General features: G+C 69.5%; 14 protein-coding genes. 8 read left to right on the plus strand and 6 right to left on the minus strand.

The features are described from left to right. The first annotated feature begins 144 nt into the window (after positions 1–144). Positions 145–654, plus strand: coding sequence for a hypothetical protein (locus L324_RS12470; RefSeq protein ID WP_037306558.1), 510 nt, complete (start codon positions 145–147; stop codon positions 652–654). Positions 655–695: 41 nt separating this feature from the next. Here L324_RS12470 and L324_RS12475 read toward each other — a convergent pair whose 3' ends face one another. Next, positions 696–3,710, minus strand: coding sequence for an AfsR/SARP family transcriptional regulator (locus L324_RS12475; RefSeq protein ID WP_037306560.1), 3,015 nt, complete (start codon positions 3,708–3,710; stop codon positions 696–698). A 143-nt stretch (positions 3,711–3,853) separates the two neighbouring features. On the opposite strand from L324_RS12475, the gene L324_RS12480 reads away from it, so the two are divergent. From L324_RS12480 to L324_RS12490, 3 genes are all read left to right on the plus strand, one after another. Next, positions 3,854–4,768, plus strand: coding sequence for a cation diffusion facilitator family transporter (locus L324_RS12480; protein ID WP_037306561.1), 915 nt, complete (start codon positions 3,854–3,856; stop codon positions 4,766–4,768). 232 nt (positions 4,769–5,000) lie between these two features. Continuing rightward, the gene (locus L324_RS12485; protein WP_037306562.1) at positions 5,001–6,521 is read left to right on the plus strand and encodes an amino acid permease; all 1,521 of its coding nucleotides are present in this window, start codon (positions 5,001–5,003) and stop codon (positions 6,519–6,521) included. A 221-nt stretch (positions 6,522–6,742) separates the two neighbouring features. Beyond that, positions 6,743–7,447 (plus strand): LPXTG cell wall anchor domain-containing protein, encoded by a 705-nt coding sequence (locus L324_RS12490; RefSeq protein WP_051173869.1) that lies wholly within the window; start codon positions 6,743–6,745, stop codon positions 7,445–7,447. An 82-nt stretch (positions 7,448–7,529) separates the two neighbouring features. Here the strand turns inward: L324_RS12490 and L324_RS12495 are convergent, their stop codons facing one another. Beyond that, entirely contained in the window at positions 7,530–9,824 is a 2,295-nt protein-coding gene (locus L324_RS12495; protein ID WP_051173878.1) for a hypothetical protein, read from the minus strand. A 92-nt stretch (positions 9,825–9,916) separates the two neighbouring features. Here L324_RS12495 and ahcY point away from each other — a divergent pair, with 92 nt between their 5' ends. Continuing rightward, complete coding sequence (gene ahcY / locus L324_RS12500; RefSeq protein WP_037306564.1) at positions 9,917–11,398, plus strand: adenosylhomocysteinase; 1,482 nt, start codon at positions 9,917–9,919, stop codon at positions 11,396–11,398. 473 nt (positions 11,399–11,871) lie between these two features. On the opposite strand, the gene L324_RS12505 is transcribed toward ahcY, so the two are convergent. Further along, positions 11,872–12,840 carry a hypothetical protein gene (locus tag L324_RS12505; RefSeq protein WP_037306834.1) on the minus strand — a complete coding sequence of 323 codons (969 nt, stop codon included), beginning with the start codon at positions 12,838–12,840 and terminating at the stop codon, positions 11,872–11,874. Between the two features lie 355 nt (positions 12,841–13,195). Here L324_RS12505 and L324_RS12510 point away from each other — a divergent pair, with 355 nt between their 5' ends. The 3 genes from L324_RS12510 to L324_RS12520 all read left to right on the plus strand — a co-directional run bounded on the left by L324_RS12510 (position 13,196) and on the right by L324_RS12520 (position 15,257). Then, positions 13,196–13,780, plus strand: coding sequence for a papain-like cysteine protease family protein (locus L324_RS12510; protein ID WP_037306565.1), 585 nt, complete (start codon positions 13,196–13,198; stop codon positions 13,778–13,780). Next, on the plus strand, positions 13,777–14,544 hold the full coding sequence (locus tag L324_RS12515; protein ID WP_037306566.1) for a hypothetical protein: 768 nt from the start codon (positions 13,777–13,779) through the stop codon (positions 14,542–14,544). Before L324_RS12510 ends, L324_RS12515 begins: the two co-directional genes overlap by 4 nt. Before the next feature lie 83 nt (positions 14,545–14,627). Beyond that, positions 14,628–15,257: a dTMP kinase gene (locus tag L324_RS12520; protein WP_081736306.1), complete on the plus strand. Its 630-nt coding sequence runs from the start codon at positions 14,628–14,630 to the stop codon at positions 15,255–15,257. Positions 15,258–15,295: 38 nt separating this feature from the next. On the opposite strand, the gene L324_RS12525 is transcribed toward L324_RS12520, so the two are convergent. The 3 genes from L324_RS12525 to L324_RS12535 are packed head-to-tail and all read right to left on the minus strand — an operon-like array spanning position 15,296 to position 19,976. Then, a complete protein-coding gene (locus tag L324_RS12525; protein WP_037306569.1) occupies positions 15,296–16,399 on the minus strand; it encodes an aromatic ring-hydroxylating oxygenase subunit alpha in 1,104 nt (367 codons plus the stop codon). Next, on the minus strand, positions 16,396–17,541 hold the full coding sequence (gene solA, locus L324_RS12530) for an N-methyl-L-tryptophan oxidase (protein ID WP_037306571.1): 1,146 nt from the start codon (positions 17,539–17,541) through the stop codon (positions 16,396–16,398). The genes L324_RS12525 and solA overlap by 4 nt, the downstream gene beginning before the upstream one ends. Further along, on the minus strand, positions 17,538–19,976 hold the full coding sequence (locus L324_RS12535; RefSeq protein ID WP_037306573.1) for a GcvT family protein: 2,439 nt from the start codon (positions 19,974–19,976) through the stop codon (positions 17,538–17,540). The genes solA and L324_RS12535 overlap by 4 nt, the downstream gene beginning before the upstream one ends. Between the last annotated feature and the right edge of the window lie 64 nt (positions 19,977–20,040).

The raw sequence follows: 20,040 nt of genomic DNA on the forward strand, positions 1-20,040 counted from the left end.
CGCATCCAGAGGACGAAATGCATGGGGTGCTTGGCCGAAGTGTGTGCGTTCCGTGTGGTGGGTTCCGCGACTATCGCCCGAAGGGGTGACCCGGCGCTTGGCGTCGGCTCCTCCCGGATGTCGATAGCCAAGGAGTGACCAGCAGTGACTTCCCCTTCCGACGCGGCGAGCGGACGCGCTTACCGGGTGCGGGTTCCCGCGCGCCCCGGCGTCCTTCTCGCCGCGCTCGGCTTCGCCGTGGTGACCGCGCTCGTCCCCGTCGTCGACAGGGTGCGCCTGCTGTCGGACGGCCAGGACCTGGTCCTCTCGGCGCGGGCGATGGCCGGGATCGCCGGTGAGGTGATCGAGTCCGTCAAAGCCGCCGGCTCCGGCCTGCACGGTCTCGCCGCCGCGGCGGAGAACCGGCTGAACCTCCCGCTGGTCGTGCTCGTCACCCTCGGCGCGCAGGTGCTGCTGACCGCCGCGCTCGTGGCCACCGGAGCGCAGTCCACCCGCGTGATGCTGACCGTCGCCGGCCTGCTCAACGCGTTCGCGGTCGCGCGGCTCGAACCCGCATCGCCGTCGGCGTGGGACGCCGCCGCCAACGGCGCGCTGGTGGTCGTGCTGGCCTGGTTCTCCGCGGACCGGCGTGAGCCGCGGTTCGCCGCACAGTGATTTCCGGGTGGTGCTCGTCTGAGGGGTCGGGCACCACCCGGTCAGGCCGGGGCGGGTTCGGTGAGCGACAACAGCAACCGGACGAGGGTCGAAGCGTTGGCGTCGTGGGGGACTTCCAATCGCTTCGCCTCTTCACCCGCCGCCTCGGCCGCCTTCGTCTCCCCGACGGCCTCGTACGCCCTGCGCAGCACGTGCAGGGTGAGGCCCGTCGCGGGTTTCCCGCCCATGGCGCGGAATTCGTCGAGGCAGTGGCGCAGCACGGGAATCGCGCGATCGGCCTGGCCGTCGCCGATCCAGCTCGCCGCGATGGCGCGGGTGCAGGAAAGCTCCCGCGGCCGTTCTTCGAGGGCGCCCGCCAGCCGCCGCGCGTTCTCGTAGGCCTTCACCGCGCCGACGCGCCGTCCGGCTCCCGCGAGGATCGCGCCCTGTGTGCGCAACGACTTCGCCAGCGCCGATTTCGCCGTCGTCCGGCGCAGTACCCGGACCGACTCCTCGATCGTCTCCAGTGCCTCCTCCGGACGCCCGTCGAGCATCAGGGACCACGAAAGTCCTTGCAGTGCAACGCCGAGCTGACGTTCGTCACCGTGTTCGCGGGCGTGCGCGAGGATCCTGCGGTCGATCTCCAGCGCCTCGGTGACCTTGCCGAGCCGGTGCAGCGCGGCGGATTCCGCATGCCGCGCGTACGCCCCCGGCCCGGTTTCCTCCACAGTGGACAGTGCGCGCGCCTGGGTCGCGGCGTGCAGCGATTCCCCGGCCCGGCCGAGACCGACGAGGCAGTGCGCCAAATTCGTCTCGACCCACGCCTGCGCGGAACTGTCGCCGAGTGCCGCCAATTCCTTCGAGCATTCGCGGTAGCCCTCGGCGGCGCGTTCGTATTCGCCGCGGGCGTGCAGCAACACCGCCAGATTCGCCTCGGCGATGACCACGATATGCCTGTCGCCCGCCTCACGGGCGGCGTCGCGCAAGGTCTCGTACGCCGTCCGCATATCGGTGAAATGACTGTGCAGATACAGATACGCGCTCAGCCTTTCCAGTATCCGCAACGCTTTCCGCCGCCAGCCCACGGCGCACAGCGACGACACGGCGGTGACCAGATTGGCCCGCTCCACCGAAAACCACGCGCCGGGATCGCGCAGCAGCCGTTCGACCAGTTCGGGCGCCAGCGGTTGCGCGGGCACATCCTGATCCGACAGCGGCATCGGCACCGTCCTCGGCAGACGGCGGGCCGCCGTGTCGGCGAGGCACAGCGCCGCGTCCGACACCTTCGCGACGGTGGCCACCCGTTCGGCACGGGTCTCCTGTTCCCTGCCGAGTTCGGTGGCGAACACGCGCACGAGGTCGTGCACTCGGAACCGTTGCTCACCGGTCGGATCGAGACCGGTGGGTTCGAGCAGACTGGCTTCGACGAGCTCGTCGATGGCCTCCTCCGCCTCTTCGTCGGCGGTGTCGTTGATGAGGGTCGAGACCGCCCACGCGGGAAGGTCGAGGGTGCGGCACCGGCCGATCAGCCGGAACGCGCGCCGCGCGGCCGGGCTCAGCGCCTGGTAGCTCAACGCGATACTGCCCCGGACCTGGAGATCGCTGACCCGCAGTTCGTCGAGGCGCGAGACCTCGTCCTCCAGTTTCCCGGCGAGTCTCCCCAGTGGCAGCCCCGGCCGCATGGCGAGCCTGCTGCCCGCGATCCGCAGTGCCAGCGGGAGATTGCCGCAGGCCTTGGCGATCCGCTCCGCGTCCGCGCGTTCGGCGCCGACCCGGTCCGGCCCGGCCAGCCGCTCCAGCAGGGCCATCGCCTCGTCGCCGGACAGCGGGGCGAGGTGGAGGCGATCCGCCCCGGCGAGCCCGGAAAGCCGCTGCCTGCTGGTGATCAGCACGGCGCAGCCCGGCGTTCCCGGCAGCAGCGCGCGGATCTGATCCGGGCCCGCGGCGTCGTCGAGCACCACGAGGACCCGCCTGTCGGCGAGGCGGCCGCGGTAGACCGCCGCCCGCGCTTCGACGTCGTCCGGGATGGCGGGGCCGGTGACCCCCAGCGCGCGCAGGAGATCACCGAGGACGTCGGCGAGGTCGCGCGGGGAGGAGGCGCCCGCCAGCGGGACGAACAGCTGGCCGTCCGGAAAGGACCGGCGCAGCCGGTGCGCGGTGCTGACCGCGAGGGTCGACTTGCCGGCGCCGGGTTCGCCGGTGATCACCGCGACCGGGACGCCCGCGCCGTCGCCGAGCAGTCCGGAGAGCCGCGCGATCTCGCCCTCGCGGCCGGCGAAATCCGCGATGTCCGGCGGGAGCTGGCAGAGCGGGAAGACCGCCGCCGTCTTGGTGGCCGGCACCGGATCCTCCCCGCGCAGCACGGCGGCGTGCACGCGGCGGACCTCGGCGCCGGGCTCCACGCCGAGTTCCTCGACGAGGGTGGCGCGCAGACCGCGGTAGACGGCCAGCGAATCGGCCTGCCGCCCGGCGCGGTGCAACGCGATCATCAGCTGCGCGGCCAGCCGCTCGCGCAACGGGTGTTCGGTGATCATCGCCTGGAGTTCGCCGGTGAGTTCGCCGTGCCTGCCGTCGGACAGTTCGGCGTCGACACAGTCCTCGAAGGCGGCGAGACGTTCCGACTCGAGCCGGGCGACGTCCGCGTCGAGCCGGGGGACGTGCAGTCCCGACAGGACCGGCCCGCGCCATTCCGCGAGCGCGCGGCGATAGTGCCCGGCGGCCGCCGCCGGATCACCCGCCCTGGCCGCCGCCTTCCCCGCCGCGGCGGCCTCGCGGAAGGACAGCAGATCGAGTTCGCCCGGCCCGACCGCCAGCCGGTAGCCGAGCGGATCGCGCTCGATCTCCAGCCCTGCGATCCGTGCCCGCAGGCGGGAGACGTAGGTGTGCAGATTCGAGGCGTAGGACTTGGGCGGCGTCTCCGGCCAGAGCGCCTCGACCAGCACGTCGACCGGCACGGACGAGTTCGCGTTCAGCAGGAGGACGGCCAGCAGGGTGCGCTGATGATCGCCGCGCGGCGTCGTGCGCCGCCCGGACGGGCCCTCGATCGTCAACGGTCCGAGCACGCCGAATCGCGGCACGGGCACCTCCCCAGGTCATGAGAGGGGCGAGACTAGCGAGGGGTGCCGACAATTCTGTGACCTGTCCCGCCCGGCGCACCGGGGCTCATCTGCACTGCTAGCCTTCGAACCCGGCATATCGGGACACTATCGGGGAGTTGCACGTGTCTGCAGGTGGCGGAACCAAGGCGATCATCGCCGCGCTCGTGGCGAACGCCGGAATCGCGGCCGCGAAGTTCACCGGCTTCCTCATCACGGGGTCGTCCTCGATGCTCGCCGAGTCCGTGCACTCGCTCGCGGACACCTCGAACCAGGGCCTGCTGCTGCTGGGGCAGAAGACCTCGCAGCGCAAGGCGACCCGCACGCATCCGTTCGGCTTCGGCCGCGACCGGTACTTCTACTCGTTCATCGTCGCGCTGATGCTCTTCAGCCTCGGCTCGGTCTTCGCGCTGTACGAGGGCATCCACAAGATCTCGCATCCCGAAGACCTGACCTCGCCGCTGGTCGCCGTCGGCATCCTCGTGGTCGCGATCGGGCTGGAGTCGTACTCCTTCTACACCGCGATCCAGGAATCGAAGAAGATCAAGGGCGACGTGGGCTGGTGGGCGTTCATCCGCCAGGCGAAGACACCGGAGCTGCCGGTGGTGCTGCTGGAGGACGCGGGCGCGCTGCTCGGCCTCGTGTTCGCGCTCGCGGGCGTCGGCCTTTCGGTCGTCACCGGGGACCCGGTGTGGGACGGCATCGGCACCGTCACGATCGGCCTGCTGCTCGGGGTCATCGCGATCATCCTGATCATCGAGATGAAGAGCCTGCTGATCGGCGAGGGCGCCTCCGGGGCCGACCTTGACACGATCGTCGACGAACTCGCCGCGGGCAAGGTCGAGCGGGTCATCCACATCCGGACGCTGTACATCGGCCCGGACGAGATGCTGGTGGCCGCGAAACTCGCGCTGGTGCCCGGTTTGGAGACCGCCGAGATCGCGCAAGCCATCGACGACGCCGAAGCGCGCGTGCGCGCGAAGGTGCCGACGGCGAAACTGATCTACCTCGAGCCGGACCTGGATCGCGCGCTGGCCTGAGCCGGGCCGCCCGGTCACCTCGGTCGTGAGTGGTAATGACGGTTAGAACCGTCATTACCACTCACGAGAAGCGGCGCGAAACCATCGCACCGTGACGGCCGTTCGGAGCAACTGTCCGTGTCGCGCCGGTTACCGTCGCGACCTTCGCCTACTTCGTTGCTCTCCCACCGCGCTCGCGTTCCGGCCGGGAGATAGGGTCCGTTGAACCGCAGTGAGGTGTAGGAGGTCAAGGGTGCCCGGGAATGGTCTGTGGCGTACGAAATCCATCGAGCAGTCGATCGCTGACACCGACGAGCCGGGGACCAAGCTCAGGCGGAACCTGGGTGCGTGGGACCTGACCGTCTTCGGTGTCGCCGTCGTCATCGGTGCCGGGATCTTCACCCTCACCGCGCGGACGGCCGGTGACTTCGCGGGGCCGTCGGTCTCGCTCGCGTTCGTGTTCGCGGCCATCGCCTGCGCGCTGGCCGCCCTCTGTTACGCGGAATTCGCGTCGACCGTCCCGGTGGCCGGGAGCGCGTACACGTTCTCCTACGCCACGTTCGGCGAGTTCATGGCGTGGATCATCGGCTGGGACCTCATCCTCGAACTCGCGGTCGGCGCGGCCGCGGTGTCGAAGGGCTGGTCCGCGTACCTCGAAACCGTGCTCTCCTACATTTTCGGCAAGGGCACGAAGACGACCTTCGAGATCGGCCCGGTCCCGGTCGACTGGGGCGCCCTGCTCGTGGTGCTCGTGCTGGCGACGCTGCTCGCCGTCGGCACCAAGCTGTCGTCGCGGTTCTCGATGGTGATCACCGGGATCAAGGTCGCGGTGGTGCTGTTCGTGATCGTGCTCGGCATCTTCTACATCAAGGGTTCGAACTACACCCCGTTCGTCCCGGACGCGCAGCCCGCCGCGGAATCGGCGTCCACCGGGGTCGACCAGTCGCTGTTCTCGCTGGTCGCCGGTGGCGGCAGCAGCGCGTTCGGCGTCTTCGGCCTGCTGGCCGCGGCGTCGCTGGTGTTCTTCGCGTTCATCGGGTTCGACATCGTCGCGACCACCGCCGAAGAGACCCGCAACCCGCAGAAGGCCGTGCCCCGGGGCATCTTCGGCTCGCTCGCCATCGTCACGGTGCTGTACGTGGCCGTGTCGCTCGTGGTCGTCGGCATGGTGAACTACAAGGATCTCGCGACCTCGGCCGGCGACGGCGGCAAGAAGACGCTCGCCTCCGCGTTCGCGGCCAACGGCGTCGACTGGGCGGCCAACATCATTTCCGTCGGTGCCCTCGCCGGTCTGACGACCGTCGTCATGGTGCTGATGCTCGGCCAGATCCGGATCATCTTCGCGATGTCGCGTGACGGCCTGATGCCGCGCGGGCTCGCGAAGACGGGGGAGCACGGCACGCCGAAGCGGGCGACCATCGTCGTCGGCGGGCTGGTCGCGGTCGCGGCGACGTTCTTCCCGGCGGACAAACTCGAGGAAATGGTCAACGTAGGGACGCTTTTCGCTTTCGTTCTGGTCTCCGCGGGTGTGCTGGTGCTGCGCAAGACCCGGCCCGATCTGCCCCGCGCGTTCCGGGTGCCGTGGGTTCCGGTGATCCCGATCCTGGCGATCGTCGCCTGTCTCTGGCTGATGCTGAACCTGACCGTGCTGACCTGGCTGCGCTTCCTGGCGTGGATGGCGCTGGGCGTCGTCATCTACTTCGCCTACGGCCGTCGTCATTCGCTTCTCGGCAAGAAGAACAAGGGCGAGGTCACGGCGTCCGTATCGGACTGATCATTCTCGTTTCGGCGGCCCACCATTCCTTTGTGGATGGTGGGCCGCGCTGTTCGGGGCCCCGGTTTCGGTGTGAAATCGGTGTGCGATAGCGTCCGGGCTCTTACTTCCCCCTGGTGGGTGAACGGGGCTCGTGTAGAAGCACCGCGAGTTGACCTTCACCCCTAAAGAGGCACCTCGCTTTGCTCGTTTGTCCCCCGATCGGTACAGGAGAGCTCTGAATGCAGATCATCACCGGACGGCGTGTCCGCTCCGCCGCCACCGTCGTCGCGCTGGCGACCGCCGCCCTGCTCGGTGTCACGGGCACCGCGCTGGCGTGCCACACCGACGACGGCCGGGCCATCCCGACCCCGAAGAACGTCAGCACCTGTGAGAAGGCCAAGCTCCCTGGCACCGAGATCTCCACGAAGGACCTGACCTTCACCGGTGGCACCGAAAAGGACAAGTACCTCAACATCACCGCGGTCGCTGAAGGTGTCACCGTCACCGCGATCGTGGTCAAGGGCGGCGACGGCTACAACATCTACGAGCCCGGCAAGCGTGGCCTCGCCGCGACCCCGCCGTGGGAAAAGCTGCGCTCGCCGATGAACGGCGGCGGTCAGCAGGCCGACATCAGCCACTGGTTCGCCTGTGGTGAAAAGAAGACCAAGCCGACCGAGCCGACGAAGCCGACCGAGCCGACGAAGACCACCACGGCCAAGCCGCCGACGTCCGCCCCGACCACCTCGGGCAAGCCGACCCAGACGTCGGAAACCCCGAGCAGCACCACCGCCCCGGCCCCCGCGGTCGGCGGTAACGGTGGCAACGGCGGCGGCCTCGCGGACACCGGTTTCGACAACGCCTGGCTGCTGTGGGCCGGTGGCCTGCTGGTCCTGGCCGGTGTCGGCGTCCTGGTCCTGCTGCGCGTGCGTCGCAAGGCCAACTGACGTAGGTAGCTGAAAGGGCCCTTCACCGCATGTCATGCGGTGAAGGGCCCTTTCGCTGCGTCCTACTCGGGGAAAGTTCCCTTCAGCGCATTTGGGGGAAGTCGCCGAAGAGCGATCCCTGCTCGCCCCAAGGGTTCGTCGGGCGGGGACGGCCGAGTCCGGCGGCCATCGCGACGGCGTTGTCCCATTCGGCGTCGACGACGTAGTCCGTGTGCTTGAGGACGCCGGGCGCCCAGCGGTGCCGTCCGGTCGGGCCGCGCATCGGGTCGGGCAGCCAGTGATCGCCGCCGAGCACGAGGACGCCCTGCTCGTCGGCTTCCGCGGCCAGCGGCCCGGTGCCGCCGCCGGGCAGATAGCCGTCGCCCAGCAGTTTCCCGCCCACCACGCGGTGCCGCCACGTCGTGACGCCGCCGCCGAAGATGTCCGTGCCGCGGCACAGTGCCCGCCACCGGCCGTCGAGATCCTCGTACAGCCCGGCGAGCTGCGCCTGCGGCAGCATCGCGGGGAAGGCCCGCTGATAACCCCACTGCAGCGGGGAGCCCGCGGTCAGCAGCCCGACGCGTTCGCGGTCCTCCGGCGGGAGATCGGCGATCACACGCGCCGCGGCGAGCACGGTCAGCAGGCTGCCGAGGTTGTACCCGGACAGCACGACCCGGGTGCCGGGATCGGCCAGATGTTCCTTGACCCGGTCCGCGAGTTCCGGGACGACCTTGAGCGCGTAACTCGGCGGAACGGTCGGATGCGCGGCGCGCGGCCAGAAGCACACGAGGTCCGCCAGCGCGCCGAGGTGACGGCTGCGCTTGGGCGTCGTCGCCGCGGCGAACACGACCCGCAGCAGACCGGCGGCCAGCGCGCCGAGGGCGAACACACCGATCGTCGAAAGCGGGGTGAACCAGCCTGGCAGATGCCCGAAACCGAACCGCACCACCAAAAGCGCGCCGCCGCCCGCCGCCATCGCGAGCGCGACCGTGAGCGCGAGGTGGTGCAAATGCTTGCGTTCCCAGGAGGCACGGGCCCAGACGCGCGCGGCCTCCTCTTCCTGAGCCTTGCCGATCTCCATCAGCTCGACGATCTTCGGGATGCCGCGCCTCAGCCGCCGCAGCGGGACGGCCACCGCGAAGCCGAGCACGCCGAGCACGACGGCGAGGGCGAGTCCGGCGCCCCACAGCACCGTCACCAGGACGTAGGTGTCGGGCAGCCGCAGATCGTTCGCGCCGACCAGTTGCCGCAGCGCGACCGCTAGTCCCGCGCCGAAACCGCCGCCGAGCAGACCGGCGAGCGCGATGACCGGGGCGGCCGCCCAGCCGCCGAGCCACGGCCGCAACCGGTGCGGCAGATGCTTCCAGGTGGGACGGCCCAGCAACGCCGCCGGGACGAGCAGCAGCGCGAACAGCACGGTCACCGCCACCATCGCCGCGCCGAGCGCTTCGACCGTCCCGTCCGCTCCGCCGAGACCGCCACCGGTCAGCCCGGCGGGCAGCGGGGTCCGGCGGACGACGGCGATCCCGACCAGCGCGACGGCGAACGCGATCAGCCCGCCGCGGACCACCGGCCCGGCCGAGAAACCGACCGTCGAGGCCACGAGCGCGGCGAGGACGAGCGCCAGCGCGCAGATCCAGACGACCAGGTCGAACGTCGCGGTCGGCAGCCGGAACGGCCCGCCGAGCAACGGAAGCGCGACACAGGTCAAGGCGGCGACGGTGTGCAGCGTGCGCAGGCCGGGCGTCCGCGGCAGGTCCTGCGGTTGCAGCGGGCTCGAACTGTGTTCGCGGTGCAGCCGGTTCCGTGAACGCCAGTCCGACGACGGGATCCGGTCGAGGACGAAGATCAGCACCAGCAGCGGCAGCACGCCGATCGCGGTCCGCAGCGGCGCGAAATCCCGCAGGAAAGACGGCGCGCCCGGCAGACAGGCCGAGCCGGGCGCGAGGCACTGCGCGGCGAACAGGTCGAGCGAGACCACCGCGAGCTGGCTGATCAGCAACATGGTCAGCAGCAGCGAGGCCACCCTCAGCACACCGCGGCACGTGGTGCCGAGCACCGCGGCGAACCGCTTGCCCTCCGGGACCGGCGGCAGCATCCAGTGCGCGACGTTCGCCAGCGAGAAGGGGAACAGCAGCGCCCAGGTGGCCTTGGCCGCGCCCCCCGACGTCATCCCGCTCCACAGGTAGCCTTCGAGGATGCGCGGGATCGAACGGCCGAGCGCGGGCAGCACCGGACCGGGAGCGGGACGGCGCAGCCGGTCCGACGGCCGGATCAGCCTGCCGATCCCGTCGCCCGCGACGTCGACCACCGACGTCGAATCCAGCAGGCTTTCACCGCTCGTGCCCACTAGCCCGGGTACGCGTATTTCGACGACGCGAGTGTCGGGACCCGGCATGACCACGGTGAAGGCCTCCAAACCGTTCCAGTTGGCGTTGAGCCGACAACGGTACTGTTCCGATGTCATCCATCCTTGGAGGAAGCGCACATATGACCCCCGAAAGCGTTGCGAAGCGGCACGACACCCGCAACGGCATCGAGTTCGCCGTCGCCGATCTCGAGGCCGCCGAGTTCGGCCGCAAGGAGATCCGCCTCGCCGAGCACGAGATGCCCGGCCTGATGGCGCTGCGCCGCGAGTACGCCGAGGTGTATCCCCTGCGGGGAGCCCGGGTCTCGGGCTCGCTGCACATGACGGTACAGACCGCGGTGCTGATCGAGACCCTCGTCGCCCTGGGTGCGGAAGTGCGCTGGGCCTCCTGCAACATCTTCTCGACGCAGGATCACGCCGCCGCCGCGGTCGTCGTCGGCCCGCACGGCACCACCGAGGAGCCGAAGGGTGTCCCGGTGTTCGCCTGGAAGGGCGAGTCGCTGGAGGAGTACTGGTGGTGCACCGAGCGGATGCTCACCTGGGACGACAGTGGTGAGATCGGGCCCAACATGATCCTCGACGACGGCGGCGACGCCACCATGCTGGTGCACAAGGGAACCGAGTTCGAGAAGGCGGGTGTCGTCCCCTCGCCGGACGAGAACACCTCGGACGAGTTCCGCGTCTTCCTGCAGCTGCTGAGCGCCTCGGTCGCGGCCGACACCGGCAAGTGGACCAAGATCGGCGAGGGCATCCGGGGCGTCACCGAGGAGACCACCACCGGCGTGCTGCGGCTCTACCAGCTCGCCGCGGCCGGTGAGCTGCTGTTCCCGGCGATCAACGTGAACGACGCGGTGACCAAGTCGAAGTTCGACAACCGCTACGGCATCCGGCACTCGCTGATCGACGGCATCAACCGCGGCACCGACGTCCTCATCGGCGGCAAGGTCGCGGTCGTCTGCGGGTACGGCGACGTCGGCAAGGGCGCCGCGGAATCGCTGCGCGGCCAGGGTGCGCGGGTGATCGTCACCGAGATCGACCCGATCTGCGCGCTGCAGGCCGCGATGGACGGCTACCAGGTCAAGCGGCTGGAGAACGTCCTCGGCGAGGCCGACATCATCATCACGACCACCGGCAACAAGGACGTCGTGCTCGTCGAGCACATGGCGAAGATGAAGCACCAGGCGATCCTGGGCAACATCGGCCACTTCGACAACGAACTCGACATGGCGGGCCTGCAGCGCTACCCGGGCATCCGGCGCATCAACATCAAGCCGCAGGTCGACGAGTGGGTGTTCCCGGACGGCAAGAGCATCATCGTGCTGTCGGAAGGGCGTCTGCTGAACCTGGGCAACGCGACCGGGCACCCGTCGTTCGTGATGTCGAACAGCTTCTCCAACCAGGTGATCGCGCAGATCGAGCTGTTCACCAAGTACGAGGAGTACGACAAGGAGGTCTTCCGCCTCCCGAAGAAGCTCGACGAGAAGGTCGCGAAGATCCACCTCGACGCGCTCGGCGGCGAGCTCACGAAGCTGACCAAGGATCAGGCCGAGTACATCGACGTGGACGTCGAAGGCCCGTTCAAGACGGACCACTACCGGTACTGACCGCTGCCATGAAGGGGCCTTTCATTGCGCCTTTTCATCCTGGTTGGCGGTGCTGACGGTCGCAAGTAGTCGACTAATTGCGAGAGGTCAGGCCCCTCAGGACCCGGGACACGCCGCCGGTCAGAGCCCACCGCCCCAGTCGTCGGCCCCGAAAGCTCAGGGTCGTGAGTGGTAAGTGTCGTTCTAACGACACTTACCACTCACGACACCCCCACCTCGGAACCCAGCGTCCTGCGCTGGAAATTCGTGCTGGAAGTGGGTGCTCGCCTTGTGGCCGAGTTCCGCCCCCAATCACGTGAGTGTCGCTTCCAGTCACGGGTGTGTCCCTCTGGATCACGCGAGTTCGGCACTCGTGGTACCTGGGCGCGAGAGATCTGTGCCCAGAGACGGAACTCGCGTGATGGGAAGGAGCCAGACTTCCGGTACGAACTTCCGGCGAGCGACACCAGGGTGAAAAAGGCTCATTGCACGCGCTAGCGCCACTCGACCTCGATGCCGGCCAGCCCCGGTCCGGCGTCGCTGAAGTAGCCGCTGGTCACGCCGCCCATGTCGCACGGCAGCTCCTCGGATTCGACGGGCACGGCGTCGTCGCGCGTCCGGAACTGCCGGGTGCAGCGGGCGGGCAGCGCGCCGAGCGCGAACTTCAGCTGCACGAGGTAGCTGGAGCACTGGTCCCGCAGCATCCGGAAGTACCCGGGCGACGCGGTGCCGGAGTCGTCGCGGACCTCGAAGCAGAAGACGTGGATCTCGCCCTCGGCGAGTTTCCGGTCGAAAAGCAGTTCGGTCGCCATCGTCTCGGCCTCGGCGTTGCGCCGGATCCGCCCGACGCGGCAGCCCTCCGCGGTGATCAGCTCGACGTCGCCGATATGGCAGCCGGGATCACCGTTGTAGACCGTGACGTACCGGTCCGGGCCGTGGCGGCGCGCCCGGCACACCAGCCGCGTGTGCAGGGCGACCTGCCGGTGCGCGGCGTCGAAGGTGATCGTGTCGTGGACAGCGAGCATCTCCAGGTCGGCGTTGTAGCGGTTGGACGACGGATACGCGCCCAGCTCGGCCAGCAGCTGGTCGACGATCGAGCCCATGTCGCCGGACCGGATGTCGTGGAACGACGCGGCCATCTGGTGCCCGCGCGCCCGCCCGGTCCGCGGCCCGATCAGCACGACGAGCGCGTCGGGGGGCAGTTGCAGCACCGATTCGAGGGCGCGGACCGCCGGGAGCGCCTTGGGTACCTCCGGCTGGCGCAATCCGCGTTGCCAGTAGCTCAACGTCGACTGTCCGATTTGGACACCGCGGAGGCCGAGGTGGGCGCGGAGCCGGGCGAGCGAGAGGCCGCGGTAGGCGATCGCCTGCCGCAGCGCATGGTGGAACTCGCCGCTGCGCAGGGCTTCGACCAGCTCTTTGGGCAGGGCTTCGAGGGGTTGGCGCCGTGTTCCGTCGATCATCGTCGAGGTGTCCACGTTCGATGCACGCTTCCCCGTCGAGAACGCGTCAGCCCCGTTCGAGGCGTGCTTTCCCGCTGAGAACGCATCAGCACTCTCTCGTGTCACCGCTCGTCCTTTCACCAGACCAGTGTGTGCGCTGAGCGTGAACACTGCGGAACGTTCACGTTAGCAGCGCACTGTGAACACTACGTCCCCCGTTCGGGGTGGTTGACCCCGGAAGAGTGACCGTTCCGGGGTGTGGAAACGCCCCGGAACGGTCCGTTCCGCCGAGTGCCCATCTTGCTCTCCGTGAACCTTCTGTTCACCGTTGTGACCACATTGGTTCGCCATGGTGACCAGGAGGCCCGTCGTGCCTGTGTTCTCGAGCAGGGTTTGCGCCGCGGGCGCCGTGACGCTCGCGGCGTGGCTCGCGGTCCAGACCCCGGCGAGCGCGCTGCCCTCGCCGCCGGTCCGTCAACTCCCCGCCTACCAGAACCCCATCGTCATGCAGGTGCAGGAAAAGTCGCAGTGGTGCTGGGTGGCTTCCGGGAACACCATCGCCGCGCACCACGGCGTGACCGTCGCCCAGAACGAATTCTGCCGGATCGCCCACGACGAGCGGCGCCCGGACTGCGCGGACCGCCCCGGCACGCTGGGCGACGTCCGCCGCGCGTTCGGCAAGCTCGGCTTCTCGGCCCCGGGGAACTACGTCAAGGGACGCATCACGTACTCCGCCGTGCAGGCCCAGACCGGCGCCGGTCAGCCGGTGCAGACCCGGGTCGGCTGGGCCGCGGGCGGCGGCCACATGCACGTCCTCTACGGCTACGACGCCGGCCGGAAGTGGGTCTCGTGGGGGGATCCACTGCCCACCGGCAACCGCTACAACTGGTCGACCTACGACTACTACGCCGGCAACCGGTCCTTCACCTGGACCCACACCCTCACCGGGATCCGGCGATGAGCGCGCGGCGGATCCTCGGGCTCGCCGGCCTGGTCGCGATGGTCCTGCTGATGTCGGCGCCCGGAGCGCGCGCGGACCAACTGTCGAGTGAAGATCTCGCGGCCGCGAAGGCGGCTGCCGACGATCCCACGCTGCGTGCCGAGATCGGCCGCTTCTTCATCCAGACGAGTGGATCGGGTCGGGCGCCGTCGGTCAGCGTCGTCGACGAAACCTTCCCGGTTTACGAGCTTTCGAGGGATTTCGTCGCCGGTGACGGCGCGGTCGCCGGGCAACTCGCGTACGTCGCCGTCCCGGTGACGGCGTCCGACGGGCAGACCGCGACCCTCTGGTCGGTCCGCGGTGACGACGGCGCCTGGCGGGTCGGCAACATCGCGTCGGGCGACCGGGAGAGCGCGCTGGCCCGGCGGCTGCCCGCAGGCGCGACGCTGCTCCACGAACCCCAGGTCGACGCCTGGTACGCGCTGCGCGACGGCCGGGTGACGCTGCTCGACGCGGGCGCCGGCGGCTACGCGGCCGGTACGTCGGCCACGCTCGCTGAGTACCAGAAGACGGTCTCCGGCCGGTACGGCGCGATGCTCGCGGGCTCGCCCTACGCCCAGGAAGGCAAGGCCGGCGGTTACAACGCCCAGGTGATGCCTCGCGGCGACGGCGGTCCCGCGCCCGACGCGCAGGACACCGGCTTCGTCCCGCTGCTGATCTTCGGCGGGCTGCTCCTCATCGGTATCGCCGGCTTCTTCCTGCACTCGAAGCGGCGCGTCCCCTAGCGGACCGGTGGGCCGGACGTGAGCTGACCCGTCTGGCCCGCCGGTCGACCACCGCGTCATAGGGTGTCGGTGTGGGAAAACTCGTGGTGATCGAAGGTTTGGACGGCGCCGGGAAGCGGACGCTCGCCGACGCGCTGACCGGTGCGCTGAACGCCGCCGGAGCGAGCGTCACGTCGATCGCGTTCCCGCGCTACGGCGAAAGCGTGCACGCCGACCTCGTGCACGAGGCGCTGCACCGCGGGCACGGCGACCTCGCCGACTCCGTGTACGGCATGGCGATGCTCTACGCGCTCGACCGCCGGGGCGCGGCGGACGAGATCCGCGCCCGGCTCGACGATCACGACGTCGTGCTGCTCGACAGGTACGTCGCGTCGAACGCGGCGTACGGCGCCGCCCGGCTCCACCAGGGCGCGGACGGTGAGTTCGTCCGGTGGCTCCGCGGCCTGGAGATCGACCGGTTCGGGCTGCCGGTGCCCGCCGCGCATCTGCTGCTGCGGGTCACCGCCGACGTCGCCGCCGAACGCGCGCAGCGCCGAGCGGAGGGCGACGCCGCCCGTGCCCGGGATTCCTTCGAGACCGACGACGCGCTCCAGAAGCGGTGCTCGGTGGTCTACGACGAACTCGCCGCGGCAGGCTGGCTCGCGCCTTGGCACGTCCTCGACGGCGTCGCCGGTGTCGATGCCGCCGCGCTGGCCGCCACCCTTCGCGTTTAGTCCTCTGGATGCGGTACTTGCGCGCGCAACTACCGCATTCAGTCCTCTAGATGCGTGAGTAGCCAGGTGTGGAACTCGCCGATGTGGTGCTCCGAGGGCATCAGGACCCCGCCTCCGGCGTAGGCGCGGGACGCCATCGCGGGCTGGCAGCGTTCACAAGCGTCGAAGTCCTGCTCGTTGACGCGGTGGAACAACTCCACCGACCTCGACACGTCCCGGCCGGACTCGACGACCTCCTTCGAGTACAGCCAGTCGCATTCCACGACCGTCCGGTCCGGCGCGAGCGGGTACATCCGGTGGAAGATCACGTGGTCCGGCACCAGGTTCACGAACACCTGCGGCCGGATGGTGATCGCGTAGTACCGCCTGTCCTGCTCACTCGCGACGCCGTCGAGCCGCGCGAAGCCCGAACCACCGTCGATGGTGAACCCGTCGACGTCCTCGCCGAATTCGGCGCCGTGCCCGACGAAGTACTGTGCCGCGTATCCATCGGCGAACTCGGGCAGCACCTCGGTCAGCTCGGGGTGGATCGTCGCGCAGTGGTAGCACTCCATGAAGTTCTCGACGATCAGCTTCCAGTTCGCCTTGACGTCGTAGGTGATCCGGCGCCCGACCGAAAGCCCGTCCAGGCCGTAGCGCTCGATCGACTCGACGTCGCCCAGCCGCTCGCGGACCGCGCCGACGACGTCGGCCTCGAACGACGGCGGGTCCGCGGCGAGGCAGACCCACGCGTAACCCAGCCATTCCCGCAAGCGCACGGAGTGCAGTCCGTAGCCGGTGCGGTCGATGTCCGGCAGGCTCGCCAGGTTCGGCGCCGCGATCAGCTTCCCGTCGAGCCCGTACGTCCACGCGTGGTAGGAGCACTGGAACGCCCGTTTCACCGTGCCCGACTCCTCGGTGCACAGCCGCGCGCCCCGATGACGGCAGACATTCAAGAACGCTCGCAGCCCGCCGTCCCGGCCGCGGCTGACGATGACGCTCTCGCGTCCGATTCGGACGGTCCGGAAGTCTCCCGCCGAGGGCAGATCCGCCGAACGTACCGCGCAGAACCACTTCCGCTCGAAGAGCTTTTCCTGCTCGGCCGCGAAGATCCCGGGATTCGTGTAGTAGCCGCCCGCCAGTGTCGGGATGAGACTCGTCATCTCGGGACTCCGGCGAAGCGGGCCGGGTCGAACAGGGCGATCGGATGCGCGGTGGCGCCGTCCACCACCAGATCGGCGAGCACCTCGCCGACGACGGGCACGAACTTGAACCCGTGCCCGGAAAATCCGCAGGCGATCACCACGCGTTCGTGGGTGGGATGACGGGAGATGACGAAATGCTCGTCCGGGGTGTTCGTGTACATACAGGTCGCCGCGCGCAGGAAGGTCCCGGGCAACGTCGGCATCTTCCGGCCGACGAACGCGGAGATCTCGGCGACCTCTTCGGCGTGCACCGTCCGGTCGATGGTCTCCGGCGTACACGTCTCGCCGCCGCGGAAGAACGCGACCTTGACGCTCCCGGCGTCGTCGTGTGACGGGAAGCCGTAGAACTGGCGGCCGTTCTCGCCCTCCCAGACATAGATCGGATGCCGTTCGGAGCGGAACGGCTCGGCCCCGCCCGAAGGCGCGAACCAGTACTGGACCTGGCGTTCGATGGTGAAGTCGACGCCGAGTTCGGTGAGCAGTTCCGGGGCCCAGGCGCCGGGGCAGATCACCAGTTGCCCGGCGGTGTGGAAGTTCTGCGACGTCCTGACCCGGACGCCGGTGGACGTCTGGTGCCACGAAAGGACCTTCTCCTCGTGGTGCAGCTCGGCTCCGGCCCGCGCGGCCAGCTGTAAATGTGCCGCCACACTGCCTTCCGGCACCACGAATCCGGCGTTCTCCTCGTACAGCGCGATTTCGTCCTCGGCCGGATTCATCGTCGGGAACCGGCGCCGGACCTCGGCGGCGTCCAGTATCTCGTGCGGCAGACCCCATTTCCGTGCGCTCAGCAGGCTTCCCGACACCGTCCGGGAATCCGGGCCGCCGAGCATGATCCCGCCGCAGCGGGTGAAGATCTCGCGGCCGGAGTCGCGTTCGATCCCATCCCAGAGTTCGTGCGCGCGCACCAGCAGCGGGACGTACGCCGGGTCCTCGAAGTACGCCTGCCGGGTGACCCGCGAGCCGCCGTGGCTGGACCCGAGGCTGTGCACCGGCGCGAACTGGTCTATGCCCAGCACCCGCTGCCCGCGCCGGGCGAGCCGGTACGCGGCCGCGCTGCCCATCCCGCCGAGGCCGATGACGATGACGTCGTATGCGCTCATGCGGCACTCCTGAGCCGGGTCATGCCGGGGTCGAACAGCGGTTCCCGGGCCACGATGGCGGGGATCCGCTCGCCGAAGTACTCGATCTCCAGCGGCGTGCCCGGCATCGATGACCCGGCGGGAAGCCACGCGTACGCGATGTTCTTCCCGACGCTGTAGCCGTACGCCGCACTGGTGACGTAGCCGACGGGACGGCCTTCGGCGTACACCGGTTCCTTCCCGAGTACGACGGAGTACGGATCGTCGATGGTGAGACAGGTCAGCTTCCTCGTGACGGTGTCTTCCGAGCGGCCCGCCAGCGCGTCCCGGCCGATGAAGTAGCCCTTGTCCATCCGCACGGCGAAGCCGAGTCCGGCCTCGAACGGGTCGTGCTCCGCGGTGACGTCGGTGCCCCACAGGCGGTAGCCCTTCTCCAGCCGCATGCTGGAGAACGCGTCGCGTCCGGCGGCGATGACGCCGTGCTTTCGCCCGGCTTCCCAGAGCGTGTCCCACAGCTCGCGCCCGAGGTCGGCGCTCGTGTACAGCTCCCAGCCCAGTTCGCCCACATAGGACAGTCGCATCGCGGTCACCGGGACCTGGCCGATGTAGGCCTGTTTCGCCTTGAAGTAGCCCATGGCCTGGTGTGAGAAGTCCGTTGTGGACAGTGGTTGCAGCACCGCCCTCGCGAGCGGTCCCCACAGGCCGATACAACAGGTTCCCGGGGTGGTCTCGTGGATCTGCGCGGCGCCGTCACCGGGCAGATGCCGCCGCAGCCAGTCGATGTCGATGGCGCTGTTGACCCCGACCTGGAACCGCTCGGCGCCGAGCCTGGCCACGGTCAGGTCGCCGCGCACGCCGCCGTCCTCGTCGAGCAGAAGGGTGTAGGTGACCGAACCGGGTTTCTTGTCGAGCTGGTTCGTGGTCATGGTCTGCAGGAACGGCAGCGCGCCGGGGCCGGTGACCTCCACGCGTTTCAGCGATGTCATGTCGAACATCGCGGCCCGCTGCCGCGCGACCAGTGCTTCGGCGCCGCCGATCGGTGACCAGTACCGCGCGGCCCAGTCGTTGCGGGCGGGGATGAGGTCGACCTCGGGCAGGTTCGCGTTCGCCTCGTACCAGTGCGGCCGTTCCCAGCCGCCCGCTTCGAGGAAGAACGCGCCGAGTTCCACTTGCCGCTCGTAGAACGGGCTCGTGCGCAGCGGCCGCGGTTCTTCCATGGGCTGCAACGGATGGACGATGTCGTAGACCTCGACGAAACTCCGGCAACTCCGTGTCATGACGTAGTCCGGGGCCAGCTGCACCCGCTCGAACCTGGCGAGGTCACAGCCGTGCAGATCCGTGCCGGGCTGACCGTCCACCAGCCACCGCGCCATCGCCCGCGCGACCCCGGCCGAATGCGTGATCCAGACGGCTTCGGCGACCCAGAACCCGTCGAGACCGGGATGTTCGCCCAGGAGCGGCATCCCGTCCGGGGTGAACGAGAACAGGCCGTTGATGCCCTCTTCGACCTTGGTCTCGCCGAGCGCGGGCAACAGGCCGACGGCGGCGGCCCAGGACGTCTCGAAGTCCGCCGGGGTGAACGCCAGTTCCGACGGCATCCCCTCTCCGGCACCGATCTCCTTGGCGGGCAACGGCATCGGCCGGTGTCCGTAGGCGCCGATACCGATCCTGTCGACGTGCTCACGGAAGTAGAGATCGGCGTCCTGGTGCCGCAGGATCGGCCCGGTGGCCTCCTCGGTCACACCGGCGAGGGACGGCAGGGGACTGGTGCGCGCGTACTGATGCGCCATCGGGACCAGCGGGATCACGAGGTCCACCAGTTCGCCGAGCAGCGGGCCCCACATCCCGGCGCAGGAGAGCACGACGTCCGCGCGGAAGCTCCCGGTGCCGGTGGTGACTCCGGTGACCCGCCCGCCCGCGCTTTCGATGCCGACGACCTTCTGGCGCGCGAGGAACTTCGCGCCGCGCCCGATCGCGCGACGAGCCTGCGCCTCGGCCGCACGCAGCGGGGCGGCCAGGCCGTCGGACGGGATGTGGAAGCCGCCGAGCACCTTGGCCGGATCGAGCAGCGGATGCAGCGCGGCGCACTCGTCCGGATCGACAAGCCTGCTTTCGACCCCTGACGCCGTCGCCCAGCCGTGCCGTCGGTTCAGATCGGCGAGCCGTTCCGGCGTCGTGGCCACCTCCAGCCCGCCGACCGGCCGGAAGCACGGCTTCCCGTCGAGGTCGAGCGCGCCGTACTTGGCGACGGTGTACCGGGCGAACCCGGTCATCGCGCGGCAGCCGGTGGTCTGGAAGACCAGGCCGGGCGCATGCGAACTGGACCCGCCGGTGGTGAACAGGTCGCCCTGCTCCAGCACGGTGAGATCGGTCCAGCCGCGTTCGGTCAGTTCGTCGGCGATCGCGCAGCCGACGATACCGGCGCCGATCACGACCACACGGGGTCCGGGGGACATGGTGAGGGAACCTCCTGCCTGCCCGTGGGTGTCCACAGTGGACATGCGGGCATCGGGGTGACAG

This window comes from Amycolatopsis orientalis DSM 40040 = KCTC 9412 (genome assembly GCF_000478275.1).
Classification (GTDB): Bacteria; Actinomycetota; Actinomycetes; order Mycobacteriales; family Pseudonocardiaceae; genus Amycolatopsis; species Amycolatopsis orientalis.